Here is an 18978-nt window from a genome sequence, read left to right on the forward strand (position 1 = left end):
CGCGCGCTCAGAGCGGCGTGCACGATCCGAAGAGCACGAACGCGCCTTCGCGATTCACCAGGGTGGTCGCCATCGTGCCGGCTTTCATGTCGATCGCCATCGTCCAGCCGAAACCGATCTCGGTGCCCTGGAGCAGCACCTGCACGCCGTCGGAGCTCTTGTCCATGAAGACGATGGGCGTCGTGCGGTTCGGCCCGGCGATCGTCTTCGCGTCGAGATCGACCCGCATGAACGCGGGCGCGCCGATGTCCTGCGGGCGGCCCTTGAAGCACGCGGTGCCGGCGTCGCAGTCCATCGCCTCGACGGTCGCGCAGATGAAGCGCGAGGTGAGGCCGGTCTCTGCCGCGGACGCGGCGCCGCACGACACGCCCGCGAGGAGCGCGGCGGCGTACATCGAGGTCTTCATGCGCGCTCCTTACTTGATCGTGTAGCCGCGGCCTTCCATGCAGGCGGCGTAGGCGCGGTAATAGGTGTTGACGGTCTGCTGCTGTTGCGCGACCGCCTGCTCGTTGCGGGCGGCCTGGTTGCGGCGCGCTTCGCGACCGCCCATCATCGTGCCGGCGACCGCGCCGATGCCGGCGCCGCGCCCTGCGTCACCCGCGATCGCGCCGATCGCAGCACCCCCCAGCGCGCCGCGGGCCGCGCCGCGCACGCGCTCGCCGCCGCCCGTCGCCGGCCCGGTTTCCTGATAGACCGGCTGCGACGCCGCCGCCGGATCGATGCCGGTGGAGCGCTTCGCCCAGCCGTGGCATTCGCCTTCGTCGCGGTTCAGCTGCGCGGCGCTCTGGCCTTTCGCGGGGTAGACGATGGGTTGCTGCGCGCTTGCGCACGTCGCCGTCAACAGCGCCGCCAGCGCAAAGCACCTCGTGCGCGTCATTGCGGCGCCTTGCGCAGCTCGTCGAGGCGCTGCCTGAAGTTCCTGGCCCAGTAGTCGCTGATCGCCTGCAGGTGGTCCCACGTGATCTGGTCTCCCTGTGTCAGCGTCTTGTCACCCTTGCGATTGGCGACTGCCGCCGCGACGCGCTTGCCGCTCGGATCGAGCACTTCCATCTCGGCCTGCATCTCGACCACCTGCGGCGCCTTGCCGGCCGCCGCGCGCCCGAGGTTGAACACGACCTTGGCCGGCAGGACGTCGAGCGGCGTCATCGGTGCGGACACCGGCTGGATGCCGCTGATCGCGGTGCGGACTTCGAGGACGTCCGGACCCGGCGCGGTGACGATCTCGTAGCCGGGGGTCAGCGCTTTCCTGAACGACCCGAGGAAGGTGTCGGTCATGCGCTTCAACGCGTCGGGCTGCACGCCCTTGTACGACGTGCTCGGCGAGATGTACACCTCGGCCGGCCTCAACAGGATCTTGTTGTAGCCGCCGATCTTCGCCGACGGGTCGACGTAAGACACCACGCCCTCGCGGTCGGGCGCCGGCTTCAGCTTCGAGTAATCGCCGAGGAAACCCGAATTGAGGGGACGCTTGGCCGCCGCCTCACCGCCCTGCGCGAACGCAGGCGCGGCCGCGGCGAGCAGCGCGGCGATGACGCACGCTCGCAGTCTCATGTTCCTCTCCTGTGCGAATCCGTCGAAAGCGCGTAGTCACGGTACGCGGCGCACAGGAGCCGAACAATTAGACCTTGGTCCCATCGAATGAGGCGCCGGAGCGCGCGGCGGAGGGAAGCTCGACGTGCATCGTCAGACCCGCCGCGGTCGCGCTCGACGCCCAGATCCGCCCGTCGTGCGCCTCGACGATGGAGCGGTTGATCAACCGCAGGACCCGAACGCTTCCTTGCGGTAGCGCGGCTCGGCGCGCGCGACGCCGAAGTCGCGCGGCTCGATGCCCGCGAGCGCGCACAGGCGCACCAGCCCGGCGACCGAGCGCGTCTGGAGCTTCTCCATGACGCGTGCGCGGTGGGCCTTGACCGTCTTCTCGGTGATGCCGAGATCGCCCGCGATCTGCTTGTTGAGGCGCCCGCTGATCACGCACTCCATCACCTCGCGCTCGCGCGGCGACAGTCTCGCGATGCGTTCGTACACGTCGCTGCGCTCGCGGTCGGCGGCGGCGACGAGCTCGTGTCGCGCGAGAGCGGCCCCGATCGCCTGCACGATCGCCGCATCGTCCGCCGGCTTCTGCAGCACGTCGAGCGCGCCGTGCTTCATGGCGTGCACGCTCATCGGCACGTCGGCGTGGCCGGTGAGATACACGATCGGCAGCGACACGCCGCTCTCGAGCATGCGGTCCTGCAATTGCGGGCCGGTCATGCCCGGCATCTGCACGTCCAGCATGACGCAGCCGACGCCCGAATACGGCAGGCGCTCGAGGAACGCCTGCGCCGAGCCGAAGTCCTCGACGTGCCAGCCCGCGCTGCGCACCAGGCGGGACAGGCCTTTGCGCGCGTCGTCGTCGTCGTCGATGACGAAGACGGTGACGCCTTTTTCGATTTCGGTTTTCATCGGTCGCCTCGTTTCGTTCACATCGCCACGCCGTCTTCCGCTCGCGCCGTGCACGGCAGGCTGAAGCGGAAAGCCGCGCCGCGCGGCACGTTCGGCTCGCACCAGATGCGGCCCCCGTACGATTCGACGATCGCACGGCACAGCGACAGCCCCACCCCCAGACCCTTGTGCTTGGTGGTCCAGAACGCCTCGAAAACCTTCGGCTGCCTGTCCGCCGGTATCCCCCGGCCGGTGTCTTTCACCGAGACGACGATCCCGGTCTTGTCGCTCGCCGAGACCGCGATGTTCAGGCGGCGCGCCCCTTCGAGCGCGCGCATCGCGTCGATCGAGTTCATCACGAGGTTGAGCAGCACCTGCTCGATCTGGGTCTTGTCGGCATGGACATAAGCCTCCGGCGCGGCCGAGAGGTCGACGTCGATCTGCTCGGTCATGAGCTCGCTGCGCACCAGGGCGAGCACGTCGCCGACCGCGTCGGCGATGTCGAACGTGGTGCGCGTGGTGCCGCGCCTGCGCAGCATCGCGCGCAGCGCGCCGAGGACCTCGTTCGCGCGCTTGTTCGACGCGACGATGTCCGCGAGGATGTCGCGGATCTCGTCGACGTCGATGTCGCGGTGGTTGAGGAAGCGCAGGCCCGCCTGCGCGTTGTTCAGGATCGCGGCGAGCGGCTGGCAGAGCTCGTGCGCGAGCGACGCGACGAGCGGCGCGGTCTGCGCGACGCGCGCCGAGTGCCATTGATGGGTGCGCAGCTCGTCGATCTCCTGCTCGGCGCGCGCCTGCTCGGCGACCGCCTGCGCGCGCGCGATCGCGTGCGCGAAGATCTCGCCCAGCGCGGTGAGGCGGTTGACGGTGCGCAGCGGCCACGCGAGGAGCCGCCGCTTCGCGCCCGCGGTGAGGACGAAGCGCACGCGTCCGTCGACGCGCAGCGGCACGTGCAGCAGCGAGCGCACGCCGAGCTCGCGCATCGTGGCGGCGTCGGTGCGCGCGTCCGGCGGAGCGTCCTCGATGCGCGCGAAGGCGACGGCCTCGCCGCGCCCGACGGTGCGCGCGTAAGCCCACGGAAAGGCCGCGGCGTAATCGAGCTGCTCGCCGACCCGCGGCATGCCGGGGACGCACGCGACGTGCCGCAGGTAAGCGCCCGCGTTGCCCGCAAGCACTTCGACGATGCACGCTTGATCGATCGCGTTCGAGCGCAGCACGTCCTTCAGCGCGAGCTCGACTTCCTGGTAGACGCGGTGCCACGGCGCGCCCGCGAACGTCGTGGAGATGCGCGTGAGCACGCGCTCGAATTCGATCGCCGCCTGCTCGGTCTGCCGATGGCGGCCGCGCGCGAGCCGGCTCGATGCGCTTTCGGCGTGAAGCTGCATGGTCGTTGTACTGATGCTTTTCCCCCCGCTTGCGCAGCCACCTCCAGTGTCGCGCATACGCGCGGCAGCCGCAACGCGTGGCGACGTCAGGAGAATACGACGGCTGCATGTCGGATAAAGCCCGACACGCGGCGTTGTTATCGGGCGGAAGTGAGGCGCTCGGCGGTGACGACCCAGCCGCCGCCCATCGCTTTGTACAGGTCGATCAGCGACGCGAACACCGACCCCTGGGTTTGGACGTAGCCGAGCTCGACGTCGAACAGCGTGCGCTCGGCGTCCAGCACCTCGATGTAGCTGGTGAAGCCGCCCTCGTAGCGCAGCCTCGCGAGCCGCGCGTAGCGCCGCAGCGAATCCACCTGCCGCGCCTGCGCGGCCAGCTGCTCGCGGACTTTCTGGTGCGATACGAGAGCGTCTTCCACTTCGCGGAACGAAGTCTGGATCGTCTTCTGGTAGCCGAGGAGCGCCTGCTGCTGCTGCGCCTCGGACTGCTTGACCACCCCCGCGATGCCGCCGGCGGTGAAGATCGGCACCGTTGCGCCGCCGGTGTAGGACCATGCCTTCGACGAGCCGCTGAAGAGGTTGGAGAGCTGGCCGCTGACGCTGCCGAAGATTCCGGTCAGCGAGATCGTCGGGAAATACAGCGCGCGCGCCGCGCCGATGCGCGCGTTGGCGGCGATGAGCTCCTGCTCCGCCTGGCGCAGGTCGGGACGGCGTTCGAGCAGGTCGGACGGCAGGCCCGAGGGCACGCCCGGCAGCGGCAGCGCGCCCAGCGGCGTGCCGCGCGCGATCGGACCGGGGTTGCGTCCGAGCAGCACCGACAGCGCGTTCTCCTGCTGCGCGATCGCGCTCTCGATCGGCGGGATGCGCGCCAGCGCGTCCTCGTATTCGGAGCGGTTCTGCGCGAGCTCGAGCTCGGAGATGACGCCGTTCCTGAAGCGCAGGTCGAACAGGCGCAGCGATTCGCCGCGGCTGGTCGAGGTGGCGCGCACCGTGGCGAGCCGCTGGTCGAGGTCGAGCAGGCTCACGTAACCGGTCGCGACCGATGCGACCAGCGTGAGTATGGTCGCGCGGCGGCCTTCCTCGCTCGCGAGCAGGTCGGCGCGCGCCGCCTCGGTCAGCCGGCGCACCCGTCCCCAGACGTCGATCTCCCACGCGGCGGAGAGGTTCACGTCGTAGATCGTCGCTTTCGGATCGACGCCGGGCAGCTGCCCCACGCCGCTGCGCCGGCTCAGCTGCTCGCGCGTGGCCGACGCGTTGCCGAAGATCTGCGGGAAGAGCTGCGAGCGCGTGGTCGCGAAGCGCCCCATGAACTCCTCGACGCGCGCGGCGGCGATCTTCACGTCCTTGTTCTCGGCGAGCGCGGTCCGGATGAGCTCGTTCAGCGCCGGATCGTTGAACTGCTCCCACCACGCGGTGTTCGCGAGGTCCCTGGCTTCGCCTTCGGCGAACCTGAAGCTCTGCGGCGCCTGCACCTCGGGCCGCTTGTAGTTCGGGCCGAGCATGCAGCCCGATATCCCCACGGCCAGGAGGCACGCGGCGAGGGCCTTGTTCAGCACGGCGCTCATGCGCGGTCCTCGCGCTTCGAGTGCGGTGCATCCAGCGCGACACCGCCGCCGCCCGGCATGGCTTGCCCGTCGTCGTGCGCGTACTCCGGCGGCGCCTCGGGCGCGCGCTTCTTGCCGCCGAAGCGCGACGAGAACGACTCGATCACGTAATAGAACATGGGGATGAAGAACACCGCGATCACCGTCGCGCCGAGCATCCCGCCGATGACGCCGGTGCCGATCGAGTGCCGGCTGTTCTGCGCCGCGCCGGTGGCGATCGCGAGCGGCACGCAGCCTAGGATGAATGCGAGCGAGGTCATCACGATCGGCCGCAGCCGTTCCTTGGCCGCGGTCATCGCGGCCTCGTACGGGCTCTGCCCCGCTTCGCGGTTGATGACCGCGAACTCGAAGATCAGGATCGCGTTCTTCGCCGCGAGACCGACCAGGGTCGTGAGACCGATCTGGAAGTAGATGTCGTTGTTCAGCCCGCGCAGCAGGATGCCGAGCAGCGCGCCGAAGATCGCGAACGGCACCGCGGTCAGCACGCCGAGCGGCAGCGACCATTTCTCGTACTGGCCCGCCAGGATGAGGAAGACCATGACGAGGCCGAACACGAAGACCAGCGCCGAAGAGCTTCCGGCGTTCTTCTCCTCGAACGCCTCGCCCTGCCAGGCGATGCCGTAGCCGGCGGGCAGCGATTCCGCGGCCACCTTCTCCAGGGTCTCGATCGCCTGTCCCGAGCTGTACCCCGCGCCCGGCTGCGCGGTGATCTTCACCGCCGGGAAGTTGTTGAAGCGCGTGACGAGGTCCGGGCCCGTCACGTACTTCGTCCTCACCACCGATTTCAGCGGAATCATCGCACCGGTCTTGCTGCGCACGTACACGCGCTCGAGGTCTTCCGGCGTCAGGCGATACGACGGCTCGGCCTGCACGATCACCTGCCACAGCCGGCTGAACTTGTTGAACTGCGAGACGTACAGCGAGCCGAACATCGTCTGCATGGTGTTGTACACGTCCTCGACCGGCACGCCCAGCGTCTCGGCTTTCTCGCGGTCCACGTCGGCCTGGAGCTGCTGCGAAGCCGCGTTGAACGTCGTGGTGATGCCCGAGAACTCCGGCCGCTGCCGCGCCCTGGCGACGTATTCGCGGGTCACCTCGGCGAGCTGCGCGATCGTGCCCTCGCCTTTGCTCTGTATCCACAGCTCCATGCCGCCGGTGGTGCCGAGGCCGGGGATCGACGGCGGATTCACCGGGACGATGATCCCTTCGCGCAGCTTCGAGAACTCCGCGGCGGCCTTGCGCAGCACCGCAGGCGCGTTCTGGGTCTTGATGTTGTCGCCGTGGTAGCGCTCCTCGAAATCCTTGAAGCCCACGAAGAACGCGCCCGCGTTGTTCTTGTTCTGCACGTCGAGCAGGCTGTAGCCGTTGACGACCGCGATGCCCTCGACCGCCGGGTCCTTCATGAAGTAATCGGTCGCGTTCTTCGACAGCGCCGCGGTGCGGTCGAGGCTCGCCGCGTCCGGCAGCATGACCGCGCCGAGCAGGTAGCCCTGGTCCTCCGGCGGCAGGAACGACGTCGGGATCGTGCGCATGAGCTGCACGGTGATCGCGATCATGCCGGCAAAAAGCAGCAAGGCGATGAGCGAGCGCCTGATCGCGAACGCAGCACCCGCCGAATAGCCTTCGGTCATGCGCGCGAACGACGCCTCGAACCAGCGGAAGAACCGGTTCTTCTCGCCGTGCGCCGGCTTGAGCAGGATGGCCGCGAGGGCGGGCGACAGCGTCAGCGCGACGATGCCCGAGATCACCACCGAGATCGCGATCGTGATCGCGAACTGCTTGTAGAGCTGCCCGGTGATGCCGCTGATGAACGCGACCGGGACGAACACCGCGCACAGCACGAGCACGATGGCGACGACCGGGCCCGCGACCTCGTCCATCGCGCGCTTGGCCGCGGTCACCGGATCGAGGTGGTAGACGTGCATGTTGCGCTCGACGTTCTCGATCACCACGATCGCGTCGTCCACGACGATGCCGATGGCGAGGATCATGCCGAAGAGCGTCAGCATGTTGATCGAGAACCCGAGCAGCGTCATGCCGACGAAGGTGCCGATGATCGAGATCGGCACCGCGATGACCGGGATGAGCGTCGCGCGGAACGACTGCAGGAAGAGATACACCACCAGCACGACCAGCACCACCGCCTCGAAGAAGGTGTGCACGACGCCTTCGATCGACGCCTTGGTGAACTTGGTCGTATCCATCACGACCCGGTACTCGATGCCTTCGGGGAAGGACTTCTTGAGCTCGGCGAGCGTTTTGGTCACCTGGGTCGCGACGTCGAGCGCGTTGGCGCCCGGCTGCTGGTAGACCGCGAGCAGCGTCGCGGGCTTGCCCTGGTAGGTGCCGCGCAGCGAGTAATCCTTCTGCCCCAGCTCGGCGCGGCCGACGTCTTTCAGACGCACGATCGACGCCCCGCCGCTCGCCGCGCGCAGGATGATGTTCTCGAACTCCGCGGGCTCGGTGAGGCGCCCCTTGGTGGTGACCGGGAACGACTGCTCCACCGCCTTGCCGGTCGGCGACTGCCCGAGGCGACCCACGGCATACTGCTCGTTCTGCGCGGCCACCGCTTTCTGCACGTCGGCCGCGGTGATGCCGAGCGAGGCCATGCGGTCGGGCTTGAGCCAGATGCGCATCGCGTAATCGGGCGTGCCGAAGATCGCGGTCTGGTTCGCGCCCGGGATGCGCTTCAGTGCGTCGAGCACGAACACGTTGGTGTAGTTCGCGATGTAGGTCTCGTCGTAACGGTTCTCGGGCGAATACACCGCGATCACCATCATGAACGCCGACGATTTCTTCTGGACCTGCACGCCCTGCGCCTGCACCGACTGCGGAAGCTGCGGCATCGCGAGGTTGACGCGGTTCTGCACGTCGACCTGCGCGAGCTCGGGATTGGTGCCGATCTCGAAGAACACGTTGAGCGTCATCGCGCCGGTCGAAGAGCTCGACGAGTTCATGTAGATCATGCGGTCGGCGCCGTTGACCTGCTGCTCGATCGGCGCCGCCACGTTGTTCGTGACGACGTCGGCGTTGGCGCCGGGGTAGGTCGCGCTCACCGTGATCTGCGGCGGCGTGATGTCCGGATACTGCGCGATCGGCAGGTTGAACATCGCCACCGCGCCCGCCAGCGTGATGATGATCGAGATGACGGACGCGAAGATCGGCCGGTCGATGCAGTAGTGGGAGATGCTCATCGCAGGCGCTCTCTTCTAGTTGGCGTTCGCCGCGTGCATTTCGCGCGACAGGGAGAGCTCGACCGACATGCGCAGCGCCACCCTCTGCTGCCTGTCCTGCTGCGTCGTGGGTCCCGCCGCGGGTCTGGCGGCGGGCGGCGTCGATTGCGCCGCGGGTTTTCCGTCGGGCGGCGCGGTCTCTCCGGCCTTGGGCGGCGCGGCGGGCGCGGCCGTTCCGATCTTCAGCGGCGCGCCCTGGCTCACGCGGATCGCGCCGTCGACGACGATGCGCTCGCCGGGCGCAAGACCGTTGGTGACGAACCATTCGTCGCCGGTCCACTGCCCCGCCTGCACCACGCGCTGCTCGGCCTTGCCTTCCTTGTCGATGACCCACACGAAGTGGCTCTTCGCGCCCTGCAGCACCGCGCGCTGCGGCACCACGATGGCGTTCGGCCGCATCGCGCCGCGGCCTTTGGCGCGCACGAACTGGCCGGGCTTCAGGATGCCGTTGGGATTCGACACCTCGGCGCGCACGAGGAAGGTGCCGGTCTGCGGGTTGAACGACGGATCGATGAAGGTGATGCGGCCCTTGTGCGGATAGACCGAGCCGTCGGCCAGCGTCACCTCGACTTCGAACGCGTTGTTGGGCGGGAATTTCAGCTTGCCCGCGCCGATCTCCTCGCGCCAGCGCAGGATCTCGTTCTCGGAGACGCTGAAGTTCACCTCCATCGGATTCAGCGCCGACACGGTGGTGAGCAGCCCTTCGGGCCCCGGCGTGACGTAGCTGCCGTCCTGCTTGCGCGCGTAGCTCGACAAGCCCGACAGCGGCGAGGCGATCGTCGTGTAGCCGAGGTTGATGCGCGCGTTGTCGACCTGGCCCTGCGCGGACATGACCGCGGCCTGGGCCGCCTGCTCGGCGCCGACGGCGTCGTCGAGGTCCTTCTTGCTGACCGCGTTCTCCGCGGCGAGCGGACGGATGCGCGCGAGGTTGGCTTTCGCCACTTCCAGCCTCGCCTGCTGCTGCGCGAGCTGGCCGCGCGCCGACTGCAGCGCCGCCTCGAAAGGCTTGCGGTCCATCTGGAAGAGCACCTGGCCCGGCTTCACCATGTCGCCTTCCTTGTAAGTGCGCTTCTCGAGAAAGCCTTCGACGCGCGCGCGGATCTCGACCTCGCGCGTGCTGCGCGTCTGCGCGACGAACTCCAGGTCGACCGGCACGTCGCGGGCGCTGACGGTCATCGCGGTGACGTCGGTGACCCGCGGCGGAGGCGCTTCGGGCTTGCCGCCGCACGCGGCGAGCAGCGCGGCCGCCGCCGCGAGCGGGGCGATCGTAGTGAGTGATCTCATGGCGTGGCCCAGTGCGGTCTGGTTTCTCATGCGTCGAAGGGAAAGGGAAGCTAGCGATCGAGGCTCAGCACGCGCGCCGCGTCGGCCAGCAGCGCACCCGGCGGCAGGAGGTCCGAACGGCCGAAGCGCGCGAGCACGAACGTGCGCAGCTCGGGCGCCCCCTCGGGCATCGGCACGCGCGCGACCTGCAGCTCGAGCGGCTCGAAAGCCGCGTCGTCCTCCCGCTGGAGGATGTTCATGCGGTCGAGCCGGATGTGCTTCTTCGTGACGAAGAAATGCACCTGCGGATTGGCGAGCACGTCGCGCAGGCGCTCGAGCTGGTAGTCGAGCGCCTCGGGACCGGCGGCGATGCTCTTCAGATTGGCCTCGTTCACCGCGAGGTCGGCGTACGATCTCGCGAGGTCCGCGCCGGTCGCCGGTGGGCGCGCACCGAGCGCGGTGAGTCCGGCGCCCTGCGCTTCCAGAAGCTTCACACGCATCTTCAGGAGCGCCCTCTCCTGCTCGAGAACGGCGCGCTTGCCCTGGTCCTCCGCGGCGAGGCCGATGCCCAGCAGCGCGAGCTGGTCCACGATGCGCCACTGGATCACCTGCCGCAGGTCGGGTTCCGAGCCGGCGCAGATCCGTGCGCGGTGATCGCTGAAGCTCACCGTGGTCTGAGGCACATCGCGCTTCAGAATGCCGCCTTCGACCGCGACATTGAGGACGCGGCGCTCGACGAGCTGCATGCTGAGCACCGCGTGCGCGGCGTCCGCGCCCGGGTTCGAAGCGAACCACGCGCGCAGCTCCGGCGAACGGCTGAACGCGGGCCCGATCTCTTCGGGCGCGGCGAAGAACGCGCGCATCGCGTGGTCCGCCACCCAGCCGGCGCGGCTCGCGTCGCGCGCGGGCGGAACGTCCGCGACGAGCGTGCGTGCGTAATCGATCGCGAGATGGACCGCCGGCATGAGGCGCGCGCGGTAGCGCCGCGCAAAGCGCAGGCGCGGGTTCGTGAGCTGGATGACGCGCTCGATGCTCTCGGCGGCGCGCGCCTCGTCGCTTCGCGACATCCCCGAACGGTCGCGGCGAAGCCAGTCGAGTACGCCCATCGCTCGCGCTTCCTAGGACCAGCGCGACTCGGACATCACGCTCACGTTCAGGCGTCGATCCTTCCAGAACAGGTTCTGCATGCGCGCCTGAAACTTCTCGAGCGTCGGCGCGTCGGCGCCGGCGAAAGTCACCATCACCGCCGGACGGGTGCCGTCGCCGGCCACGCGCTCGATGCCGTCGTATTCGGGGAAGCCGTACTTGACGAGCAGGGCCTTCACTTCGTCGTCGGAGGTTTCGGGTGCGATGTTGCCTATCCAGAGCCGGGCCATGTTCCCCCCTCAAGCCATGATGTTGACGCCGCCGTCGACGTACAGCGTCTCGCCCGTCAGGCGCTTCGCGAGCGGCGTGGCGAGGAACGCGCAGGTGTAGCCGACGTCCATGATGTCGACGAGCTCGCCGAGCGGAGCGCGCTGCGCGGCTTCGTTGAGCAGCAGCTCGAAGTCCTTGAGTCCCGAGGCGGCCCGCGTCTTGAGCGGTCCGGGCGAGATCGCGTGCACGCGGATGCCTTGCGGTCCGAGCTCGTACGCGAGATAGCGGCAGCACGCTTCGAGCGCCGCCTTCACCGGACCCATCACGTTGTAGTTGTTCACCACCTTGTTCGCGCCGTAGTAGCTCATCGCGAGCATCGCGCCGCCGTCGGTCATCAGCGGCGCCGCGAGCTTCGCCATGCGCACGAACGAATGGGTCGAGATGTCCATCGCGATCCCGAATCCCTCGGCCGAGCAGTTGAGCAGGCCGCCCTGCAGGTCTTCCCTGGGCGCGAACGCGAGCGAGTGCACGAGGATGTCGAGCTTGCCCCACTCGCTCCTGATGCGATCGAACACCGCTTCCATCTCGCCGGGCCGGGTGACGTCGAGCGGCATGAAGAGCCGTTCGGCGACCTCGAGCTCGGTCGCGATCGGTTCTACGTACTGTTTCGACTTTTCGTTCAGGTACGTGACGCACAGATCGGCACCGAGGGTGCGGAACGCGCTGGCGCAGCCGTAGGCGATCGAGCTCTGGTTGGCGATGCCGACGACGAGCGCCTTGGCGCCTTTCAATATCGGACGCGGGAGTTCCATGGCGGTGCCCGGGTGATTGGCCTCGAGACAGTCTCTCCGCCGCCTTCGGGCACGTCGATTGGACCTTGGTCCAAGGGGTGTCATCGCGAGGCGCCGCAGGCGCCGTGGCGATCTCGGAGCGTCCGCTCCGTGCGTCACGGGATTGCTTCGTCGCTACCGCGCCTCGCAATGACACCTGCGCGGTCAATAGATCCCGGTGGTGTAGAACACCGCGATCGCGACGAACACCGCCGCCGTCTTGATCAGGGTGATGACGAAGATGTCGCCGTAGGCGACCTTGTGGGTGAGCCCGGTCACCGCGAGCAGCGTGATGACCGCGCCGTTGTGCGGCAGGGTATCCATGCCGCCGCTCGCCATCGACGCGATCCGGTGCAGCACCTCGAGCGGGATCCCGGCGGCGTTCGCCCCGGCCACGAAGCTGTCCGACATCGCCGCGAGCGCGATGGACAGACCGCCCGAGGCCGACCCGGTGATGCCGGCCAGCGCGGTGACCGTCACCGCCTCGTTGACCAGCACGCCGGGGATCGCTTTCAGCCCGTCCGCGATGAGGAGGAACCCGGGCAGGGCCGCGATGACTCCGCCGAAGCCGTATTCGGCGGCGGTGTTGGTCGCCGCGAGCAGCGATCCCGCGACGGCGGTCTTGGTGCCTTCGGCGAAGCGCTCGCTCACCGGCTTCCACGCCAGCACGACCACGGTGACGATGCCCAGCAGGAGCGCGCCTTCCACCGCCCAGATCGCCGCCACCGAATCGATCTGCGTCGTGAGCGGCTTGGCGAGCCCCGGCAGCTCGGTCGCGTGCGTCTTGCCGTAGAGCTGCGGGATCAGCGTGGTGAACACCTTGTTCATCACCCCGACGATGAGGAGCGGCGAGATCGCGATCCAGGGATTCGGCAGCTTCTCCTCGGTGTAAGGCTCGGGCTCGTTGACGAGGTGGGTGCCGTAGCCTTCGCCGGCCGCGGCGGCGGTGCGCCGCCGCCACTCGAGATACAGGAGCCCGGTGACGAGGATGAACACCGCGCTGATCACGCCGAGCCACGGCGCGGCCCAGGTGTCGGTCTTGAAGAACGTCGTCGGGATGATGTTCTGGATCTGCGGGCTGCCGGGCAGCGCGTCCATGGTGAAGGTGAACGCGCCCAGCGCGATGGTGCCGGGGATGAGGCGCTTCGGGATGCCGCCCTGCCTGAACATCTCGGCCGCGAACGGATAGACCGCGAACACCACGACGAACAGCGACACCCCGCCGTAGGTGAGGAGCGCACACACCAGCACGATGGAGAGCATCGTGCGCTCCTTGCCGACCAGCGCGATCACCGCCGAGACGATCGACTTGGAGAATCCCGAGAGCTCGATGACCTTGCCGAAAGTGGCTCCGAGCAGGAACACCGGCAGGTACGATTTGACGAAGCCCGCGAGCTTGTCCATGAAGACGCCGCTCATCATCGGCAGGACGAACGACGGCTCGGTGAGCACCACCGCGAGCAGCGCGCACAGCGGCGCGAAGAGGATCACCGACAGCCCGCGATAGGCCACGTACATCAGCAGCGCGAGCGCGAGGACGACGACGAGCAGGCTCATGGGCGCGGCCTCCTAGTAGCTGCTCGGATCGGGAAAAAGGAGCGTGAGACGCTCTTCCTGGAGGCGCCGCAGCAGGCGTTCGTGCCGCTCGATCAGCGAGCCCATGAGGTCGCGCACCGAGAGCACGCCTGCCACGCGGTTGTCGACCGCGACCGGAAGGTGGCGCACGCCGTGCTGGTGCATGACCGCGATGCACTCCGGGATGCGACTTGCCGGCGGTACCGTATGTACGCGGGTGGCCATGATCTCGCGCACGGTCACCTCGGCAGGCGCCAGGCGGGCGAGCAGCACGCGGCGCGCGAAGTCGCGCTCGGACACCACGCCGGCGAGCTTGCCGTTTTCCAGCACGACGAGAAAGCCGATGTGTTTATCGGCCATGAGCTGCAGCGCGTCGAGCACGCTCGCCTGCGGCGCGACGAAGATGAGCGGCTCGCGCCTTTTCGCCACCAGCTCGCCGGCCGTCGCGAACGGCGCAAGCTGCTCGAGCGATCTGAGCGGAATCTCCATGGCCGCTCAGACCAGCGCGGCGGCGACGTTGACGAACAGGATCTTCAGGATCGTCATGCTCGGGAAGATCATCGCGTAGCCGACGTCGGGCCGGTCGGTGGGCGCGAGCTTGTTGCCGTAGGCGAGGATCGCGGGATTGCCGGTGGTGCCGGCGAGAATGCCCGCCACCTGGTCGTACGGCATCCTGAACACGAGAAAGCCCAGGATCAGCACCGGCAGCACGAGCGCGCACAGCACCAGGGCGCCGAGTCCGAGCATCAGGAACCCGGTCTGGGCGACTGTCTGAACCACCGCGGTTCCCGAGGACATGCCGGCGTTGGCGAGGAACAGCGTGAGGCCCAGGTTGAACAGCACCTTGTTCGCCGACAGCGGCATGGTCCAGTTGATGCCGCCGGTGCGCCCGATCCTGCCGAGGACCAGCGCGACCAGCAGCACGCCGATGATGCCGATCGCGAGCTTGCCGATGCCGGGCAGCGGGATGGTGATCGCGCCGAGCGCGAAGCCGAGCGCCATGCCGAGGCCGACTGAGATATAACTGACCTCTGCGGTGCCTTTGATCGAGTCGCCGAAGTACTTGCGAAGCGCGGGGAAGTGCGCCGCGCGGTTGGACAACAGGCCGACGCGGTCGCCGAACTCGAGGATCAGGTCCGGCGTCGGGAGCATGTCGGCGTCGCCGCGCCGCACGTGCAGGACGACCGTGTCCTTGCCGCCCGGGAGCTGGAGCTCGGAGAGCGGGCGTCCCACCACCGTCGGCCTGGACGCGAACACGCGCAGGTAATCGAGATCGCCGCGGTCCTTCGAGAACCGGCCCTGCGCCGCGCGCCCTATCGTCTCGGCCGCGAGCGCGAGCGCCTTCTTGCTCGGCGAGGCCGCGAGCAGCACGTCGTCTTCCTCGATCACCGAGTTGGCGTACGCCGGCTGATTGTGATGCGCGCGGCGCAAAGCGACGATCTGGATGCCGACCGGCAGCGCCTGCATGCTCTCGCCGACGGTCTTGCCGATGAACTCGGGGTTGTGCACCTCGATCTCGTGCAGCTCGAGGCCGGTCGAGGTCGTCTCGAACCTGGGCTTCATCACGAGGTACACCACGTACAGGAACAGGATCGGCCCCGCGACGCCGAACGGATACGAGACCGAGTAGCCGACGGCCGGATCCTTGTTGCCGATCGCGGTCAGCGCCGCCTGCAGCGTCGCGGTGCTGGTGCCCGATCCGGCGAACAGCCCGTAGGCGATCCCTTCGGAGATCCCGAACCACTTCACGAACGCGATGCACACGAACCCGGCGAGCAGCACGCCGCACACGGCCATCACGTTCGCGCGCGCGCCGTCGCGGCTCGTCAGGCCCACGAAGAACTGCTTGCCGTACTGCACGCCGACCGTATAGAGAAAGAGCGCGAGCCCCAGCGTTCCGATCATCGGCGCCGGCGCCGACTTGGGCGCGAACCAGCCCACCGCGATCGCGACGAAGAGCACCGCGCCGACGCCCAGCGAGAACCCCTTGATGTTGATCTCGCCGACGAGATAGCCGACCGCGATCGTGAAGAACAGCGCCAGCATGGGCTGCTGCTCGAGCAGCGTTTGGAAGAACTCCATACGTCCTCCTTCTCGTTCTAGTAGACGGTCAGCCCTCGGCTGCGGAACTGCCCGCGCACGCGCTCGGAGAGCTCGCGATCCGGCGGCTCGGTGTTTTCCAGCGGATACTCGAGCCCGAGCTTGTGCCACTTGTCCTTGCCCATCTGATGAAAGCGCAGGATCTCGACGCGCTCGAGCGACTTCAATCCGGCGGCGATGTCGGCGACCTTCTCGACGTTGTCGTAACCGTCGGTGAGCCCCGGCACGAGCACGTAGCGCAGCCACAGCGGGCGCCCCAGCGCCGACAGCCGCTTCGCGTAATCGACCGTGGGCTTGAGCGGCTGGCGGGTCACCTTCTCGTAGACCGCGGGATCGCCCGACTTGATGTCGAGCAGATGCAGGTCGATGAACGAGAGATCTTCGTCGGTGAACTTCTCGCCGAGCCGTCCCGAGGTGTCCATGCAGGTGTGCAGCCCCAGCGCCTTGCAGCGCTGGTAGATCTGCACGACGAAATCGTGCTGGAGCTGCGGCTCGCCGCCGGAGATCGTGATGCCGCCGCCCGAGAGCTTGAGCACGTTCGCGAACTGGCCGATGCGCTTCATCGCGCGGCTCACCGTGACCGGCGTGCCGTTGTGCTTGTGCCAGGTATCGGGGTTGTGACAGTACTGACAGCGCAGCAGACACCCGGTGAGGAAAGCGACGAAGCGCAGCCCCGGGCCGTCCACCGTGCTGCCGACCTCCCACGAGTGCACGTAGCCCGTCAGCTCGTCGCCGTACTCGAAATCGGCGACGTCCGAGGGATGGATCGCATAGTAGTCGGCCGCCTTGCGGTTCTCCGCCGCGCCGCTCCTGGTGACGTGCAAGTCCCAGCGGCTGGGCGCGATTGCCTGAGCCATGGCCCTACATGCGTCCGTGGAAGGTGCGGTTGATGACGTCGAGCTGCTGCTCCCTGGTGAGCTTCACGAAGTTCACGGCGTAGCCCGACACCCGGATCGTGAGCTGCGGATACTTGTCCGGGTTCTTCATCGCGTCCTGCAGCGTCTCGCGGTTGAGCACGTTGACGTTGACGTGGAAGCCGCCGGTGCCGAAGTAGGCGTCGAGCGCGCCCACGCCCCGCTGGAGCTGGTCTTCCTGGCTGCCCAGCGCCGCCGGCACGACCGAGATCGTGAGCGAGATGCCGTCCTCGGCGTCGTCGTACGGGATCTTGGCGACCGACATGAGCGCGGCGAGCGCGCCGTGGGTGTCGCGGCCGTTCGAGGGATTCGCGCCCGGCGAGAAGGGCTCGCCGCGTCTGCGGCCGTCCGGCGTGTTGCCGGTGCCCTTGCCGTAGACCACGTTCGACGTGATGGTCAGCACCGACTGGGTGTGGACCGCGTCCCGGTAGGTCGGGTACAGGCGGATCTTGTTCATCATCGTCGAGACCAGCATGGTCGCGATCTCGTCCGCGCGCGCCTCGTTGTTGCCGTAGCACGGGAAATCGCCCTCGATCTCGAAGTCGACCATGAGCCCGCGCTCGTCGCGTATGGGTTTTACTTTGGCGTACTTGATCGCCGACAGGCTGTCCGCCGCGTGCGAGAGACCCGCGATACCGCACGCCATGGTGCGCAGGATGTCGCGGTCGTGCAGCGCCATCTCGATCGCCTCGTAGCAATACTTGTCGTGCATGTAATGGATGCAGTTGAGCGCGTTGACGTAGACCTTGGCGAGCCAGTCGAGCATCGGATCGAGGCGGTCCATCACCTCGTCGTAATCGAGCACGTCACCGCCGACCGGCGCGAGCTTCGGTCCGACCTGCTGTCCGCTGAGCTCGTCACGCCCGCCGTTGAGCGCGTACAGCAATGTCTTGGGCAGGTTCACGCGTGCGCCGAAGAACTGCATCTGCTTGCCGATGCGCATGGCGGACACGCAGCACGCGATCGCGCAGTCGTCGCCCCACTTCGGCCGCATCAGGTCGTCCGACTCGTACTGGATCGCGCTGGTGTCGACCGAGGTCTTGACCGCGAAACGCTTGAAGCCCTCGGGCAGCCGGGGCGACCAGAATACGGTCAGGTTGGGCTCGGGCGCCGGGCCGAGGTTGTACAGCGTGTGCAGCATCCGAAACGCGCTCCTGGTGACCAGCGTGCGGCCGTCCTCGCCCATGCCGCCCAGCGTCTCGGTCACCCATACCGGGTCGCCCGAGAAGAGCTGGTTGTATTCCGGCGCGCGCAGGAAGCGCACGATGCGCCATTTGATGACGAGATCGTCGATGATCTCCTGCGCCTGGGTCTCGGTGAGCCGGCCTTCCGAAAGGTCGCGCTCGAAGTAGATGTCCCAGAACGTGGAGAGACGGCCGGCGGACATCGCTGCGCCGTTCTGCTGCTTGATCGCCGCGAGGTACGCGAAATACGTCCACTGCACCGCCTCGCGCGCGTTGGTCGCCGGCCCCGAAATGTCGTAGCCGTAGTTCGACCCCATCTGCTTGAGCTCCCTGAGCGACCGGATCTGCTCGGAGAGCTCCTCGCGCAGGCGTATGACGTCCTCGGTCGAGTGCCGCTCGTCGAGCTCGCGCTTCTCGCGCTCCTTGTCGGCGACGAGGAAATCGATGCCGTACAGCGCGACGCGGCGGTAGTCGCCGATGATGCGGCCGCGGCCGTAGGCGTCGGGCAGGCCGGTCACGACGTGCGACGAGCGCGCCCTGCGGATCTCGGGCGTGTAGACGTCGAACACCCCGTCGTTGTGAGTCTTGCGGTACTTGGTGAAGATCTCCTCGAGCTGGGGGTCGGGCTTGTAGCCGTACGACTCCAGGCTCGTCGCGACCACGCGCCAGCCGCCGAACGGCATGATCGCGCGCTTCAGCGGCGCGTCGGTCTGCAGCCCGACGATGATCTCGTTGTCCTTGTCGATGTAGCCGGGACCGTGTGCGGTTATGCCCGACGGCACCTGCGAGACGTCGAGCACGCCTTTCTCGCGCTCCCTGGCGAGCAGCGGCCCGAGCCGGGCCCATATTGCGCGCGTGCGGTCGGTGGGTGGTGCGAGGAAAGCGTCGTCGCCTTCGTACGGGGTGTAGTTGCGCTGGATGAAGTCGCGCACGTTGACGCGGTGCTGCCACGTGCCGGGCGCGAAGCCGCGCCATGCGATTTCCCATTTCTCGGTGGGGGATTGCAGTACGGCTGACATACGTCCTCCTTGGCGGTGGTTTGCTGCAGGCAGTGTCCGCGCAGTACCGGGCCAAAGAAATTGGACCTTGGTCGCAGAGGTCGGCGTCGCGTTT

The 18978-nt window shown here is 67.9% G+C and carries 16 protein-coding genes; all 16 read right to left on the reverse strand.

Annotated elements, in window-relative coordinates:
* Positions 1-7 precede the first annotated feature (7 nt).
* The 16 genes from VHP37_33520 to pflB all read right to left on the reverse strand — a co-directional run bounded on the left by VHP37_33520 (position 8) and on the right by pflB (position 18884).
* Positions 8-406: a hypothetical protein gene (locus VHP37_33520; GenBank protein ID HEX2831295.1), complete on the reverse strand. Its 399-nt coding sequence runs from the start codon at positions 404-406 to the stop codon at positions 8-10.
* A 9-nt stretch (positions 407-415) separates the two neighbouring features.
* Entirely contained in the window at positions 416-877 is a 462-nt protein-coding gene (locus tag VHP37_33525) for a glycine zipper domain-containing protein (GenBank protein HEX2831296.1), read from the reverse strand.
* Positions 874-1551, reverse strand: coding sequence for a DUF3313 domain-containing protein (locus tag VHP37_33530; GenBank protein ID HEX2831297.1), 678 nt, complete (start codon positions 1549-1551; stop codon positions 874-876). The genes VHP37_33525 and VHP37_33530 overlap by 4 nt, the downstream gene beginning before the upstream one ends.
* A gap of 201 nt (positions 1552-1752) precedes the next feature.
* Positions 1753-2442, reverse strand: coding sequence for a response regulator (locus VHP37_33535; protein ID HEX2831298.1), 690 nt, complete (start codon positions 2440-2442; stop codon positions 1753-1755).
* A gap of 17 nt (positions 2443-2459) precedes the next feature.
* Complete coding sequence (locus tag VHP37_33540) at positions 2460-3806, reverse strand: ATP-binding protein (GenBank protein HEX2831299.1); 1347 nt, start codon at positions 3804-3806, stop codon at positions 2460-2462.
* A gap of 137 nt (positions 3807-3943) precedes the next feature.
* On the reverse strand, positions 3944-5371 hold the full coding sequence (locus VHP37_33545; protein HEX2831300.1) for an efflux transporter outer membrane subunit: 1428 nt from the start codon (positions 5369-5371) through the stop codon (positions 3944-3946).
* Complete coding sequence (locus VHP37_33550; protein ID HEX2831301.1) at positions 5368-8604, reverse strand: multidrug efflux RND transporter permease subunit; 3237 nt, start codon at positions 8602-8604, stop codon at positions 5368-5370. The genes VHP37_33545 and VHP37_33550 overlap by 4 nt, the downstream gene beginning before the upstream one ends.
* A gap of 15 nt (positions 8605-8619) precedes the next feature.
* Positions 8620-9927 (reverse strand): efflux RND transporter periplasmic adaptor subunit, encoded by a 1308-nt coding sequence (locus tag VHP37_33555; GenBank protein HEX2831302.1) that lies wholly within the window; start codon positions 9925-9927, stop codon positions 8620-8622.
* A 50-nt stretch (positions 9928-9977) separates the two neighbouring features.
* Positions 9978-11012, reverse strand: coding sequence for a hypothetical protein (locus tag VHP37_33560; protein HEX2831303.1), 1035 nt, complete (start codon positions 11010-11012; stop codon positions 9978-9980).
* Between the two features lie 12 nt (positions 11013-11024).
* Positions 11025-11282 carry an RNA-binding protein gene (locus tag VHP37_33565; protein HEX2831304.1) on the reverse strand — a complete coding sequence of 86 codons (258 nt, stop codon included), beginning with the start codon at positions 11280-11282 and terminating at the stop codon, positions 11025-11027.
* Positions 11283-11291: 9 nt separating this feature from the next.
* Entirely contained in the window at positions 11292-12074 is a 783-nt protein-coding gene (fabI, locus tag VHP37_33570) for an enoyl-ACP reductase FabI (protein ID HEX2831305.1), read from the reverse strand.
* A gap of 183 nt (positions 12075-12257) precedes the next feature.
* Complete coding sequence (locus VHP37_33575; protein HEX2831306.1) at positions 12258-13649, reverse strand: GntP family permease; 1392 nt, start codon at positions 13647-13649, stop codon at positions 12258-12260.
* A 12-nt stretch (positions 13650-13661) separates the two neighbouring features.
* On the reverse strand, positions 13662-14156 hold the full coding sequence (locus VHP37_33580) for a CBS domain-containing protein (protein HEX2831307.1): 495 nt from the start codon (positions 14154-14156) through the stop codon (positions 13662-13664).
* Positions 14157-14162: 6 nt separating this feature from the next.
* Positions 14163-15749: a TrkA C-terminal domain-containing protein gene (locus tag VHP37_33585; protein ID HEX2831308.1), complete on the reverse strand. Its 1587-nt coding sequence runs from the start codon at positions 15747-15749 to the stop codon at positions 14163-14165.
* Between the two features lie 17 nt (positions 15750-15766).
* On the reverse strand, positions 15767-16624 hold the full coding sequence (gene pflA, locus VHP37_33590) for a pyruvate formate-lyase-activating protein (protein HEX2831309.1): 858 nt from the start codon (positions 16622-16624) through the stop codon (positions 15767-15769).
* Positions 16625-16628: 4 nt separating this feature from the next.
* Positions 16629-18884, reverse strand: a complete 2256-nt coding sequence (pflB, locus tag VHP37_33595) for a formate C-acetyltransferase (GenBank protein HEX2831310.1) — start codon at positions 18882-18884, stop codon at positions 16629-16631.
* Positions 18885-18978: the final 94 nt, after the last annotated feature.

The sequence above is a fragment of the Burkholderiales bacterium genome, assembly GCA_036262035.1.
Classification (GTDB): domain Bacteria; phylum Pseudomonadota; class Gammaproteobacteria; order Burkholderiales; family SG8-41; genus JAQGMV01.

Excerpts from the sequence above, each read along its gene's own strand:
- VHP37_33535 (HEX2831298.1), bottom strand. The coding sequence starts at position 2,442 with ATGAAAACCGAAATCGAAAAAGGCGTCACCGTCTTCGTCATCGACGAC.
- VHP37_33530 (HEX2831297.1), bottom strand. The coding sequence starts at position 1,551 with ATGAGACTGCGAGCGTGCGTCATCGCCGCGCTGCTCGCCGCGGCCGCG.
- VHP37_33545 (HEX2831300.1), bottom strand. The coding sequence starts at position 5,371 with ATGAGCGCCGTGCTGAACAAGGCCCTCGCCGCGTGCCTCCTGGCCGTG.
- fabI (HEX2831305.1), bottom strand. The coding sequence starts at position 12,074 with ATGGAACTCCCGCGTCCGATATTGAAAGGCGCCAAGGCGCTCGTCGTC.
- pflA (HEX2831309.1), bottom strand. The coding sequence starts at position 16,624 with ATGGCTCAGGCAATCGCGCCCAGCCGCTGGGACTTGCACGTCACCAGG.
- VHP37_33555 (HEX2831302.1), bottom strand. The coding sequence starts at position 9,927 with ATGAGATCACTCACTACGATCGCCCCGCTCGCGGCGGCGGCCGCGCTG.
- VHP37_33575 (HEX2831306.1), bottom strand. The coding sequence starts at position 13,649 with ATGAGCCTGCTCGTCGTCGTCCTCGCGCTCGCGCTGCTGATGTACGTG.
- VHP37_33520 (HEX2831295.1), bottom strand. The coding sequence starts at position 406 with ATGAAGACCTCGATGTACGCCGCCGCGCTCCTCGCGGGCGTGTCGTGC.
- VHP37_33540 (HEX2831299.1), bottom strand. The coding sequence starts at position 3,806 with ATGCAGCTTCACGCCGAAAGCGCATCGAGCCGGCTCGCGCGCGGCCGC.
- VHP37_33525 (HEX2831296.1), bottom strand. The coding sequence starts at position 877 with ATGACGCGCACGAGGTGCTTTGCGCTGGCGGCGCTGTTGACGGCGACG.
- pflB (HEX2831310.1), bottom strand. The coding sequence starts at position 18,884 with ATGTCAGCCGTACTGCAATCCCCCACCGAGAAATGGGAAATCGCATGG.
- VHP37_33550 (HEX2831301.1), bottom strand. The coding sequence starts at position 8,604 with ATGAGCATCTCCCACTACTGCATCGACCGGCCGATCTTCGCGTCCGTC.
- VHP37_33580 (HEX2831307.1), bottom strand. The coding sequence starts at position 14,156 with ATGGAGATTCCGCTCAGATCGCTCGAGCAGCTTGCGCCGTTCGCGACG.
- VHP37_33585 (HEX2831308.1), bottom strand. The coding sequence starts at position 15,749 with ATGGAGTTCTTCCAAACGCTGCTCGAGCAGCAGCCCATGCTGGCGCTG.
- VHP37_33560 (HEX2831303.1), bottom strand. The coding sequence starts at position 11,012 with ATGGGCGTACTCGACTGGCTTCGCCGCGACCGTTCGGGGATGTCGCGA.
- VHP37_33565 (HEX2831304.1), bottom strand. The coding sequence starts at position 11,282 with ATGGCCCGGCTCTGGATAGGCAACATCGCACCCGAAACCTCCGACGAC.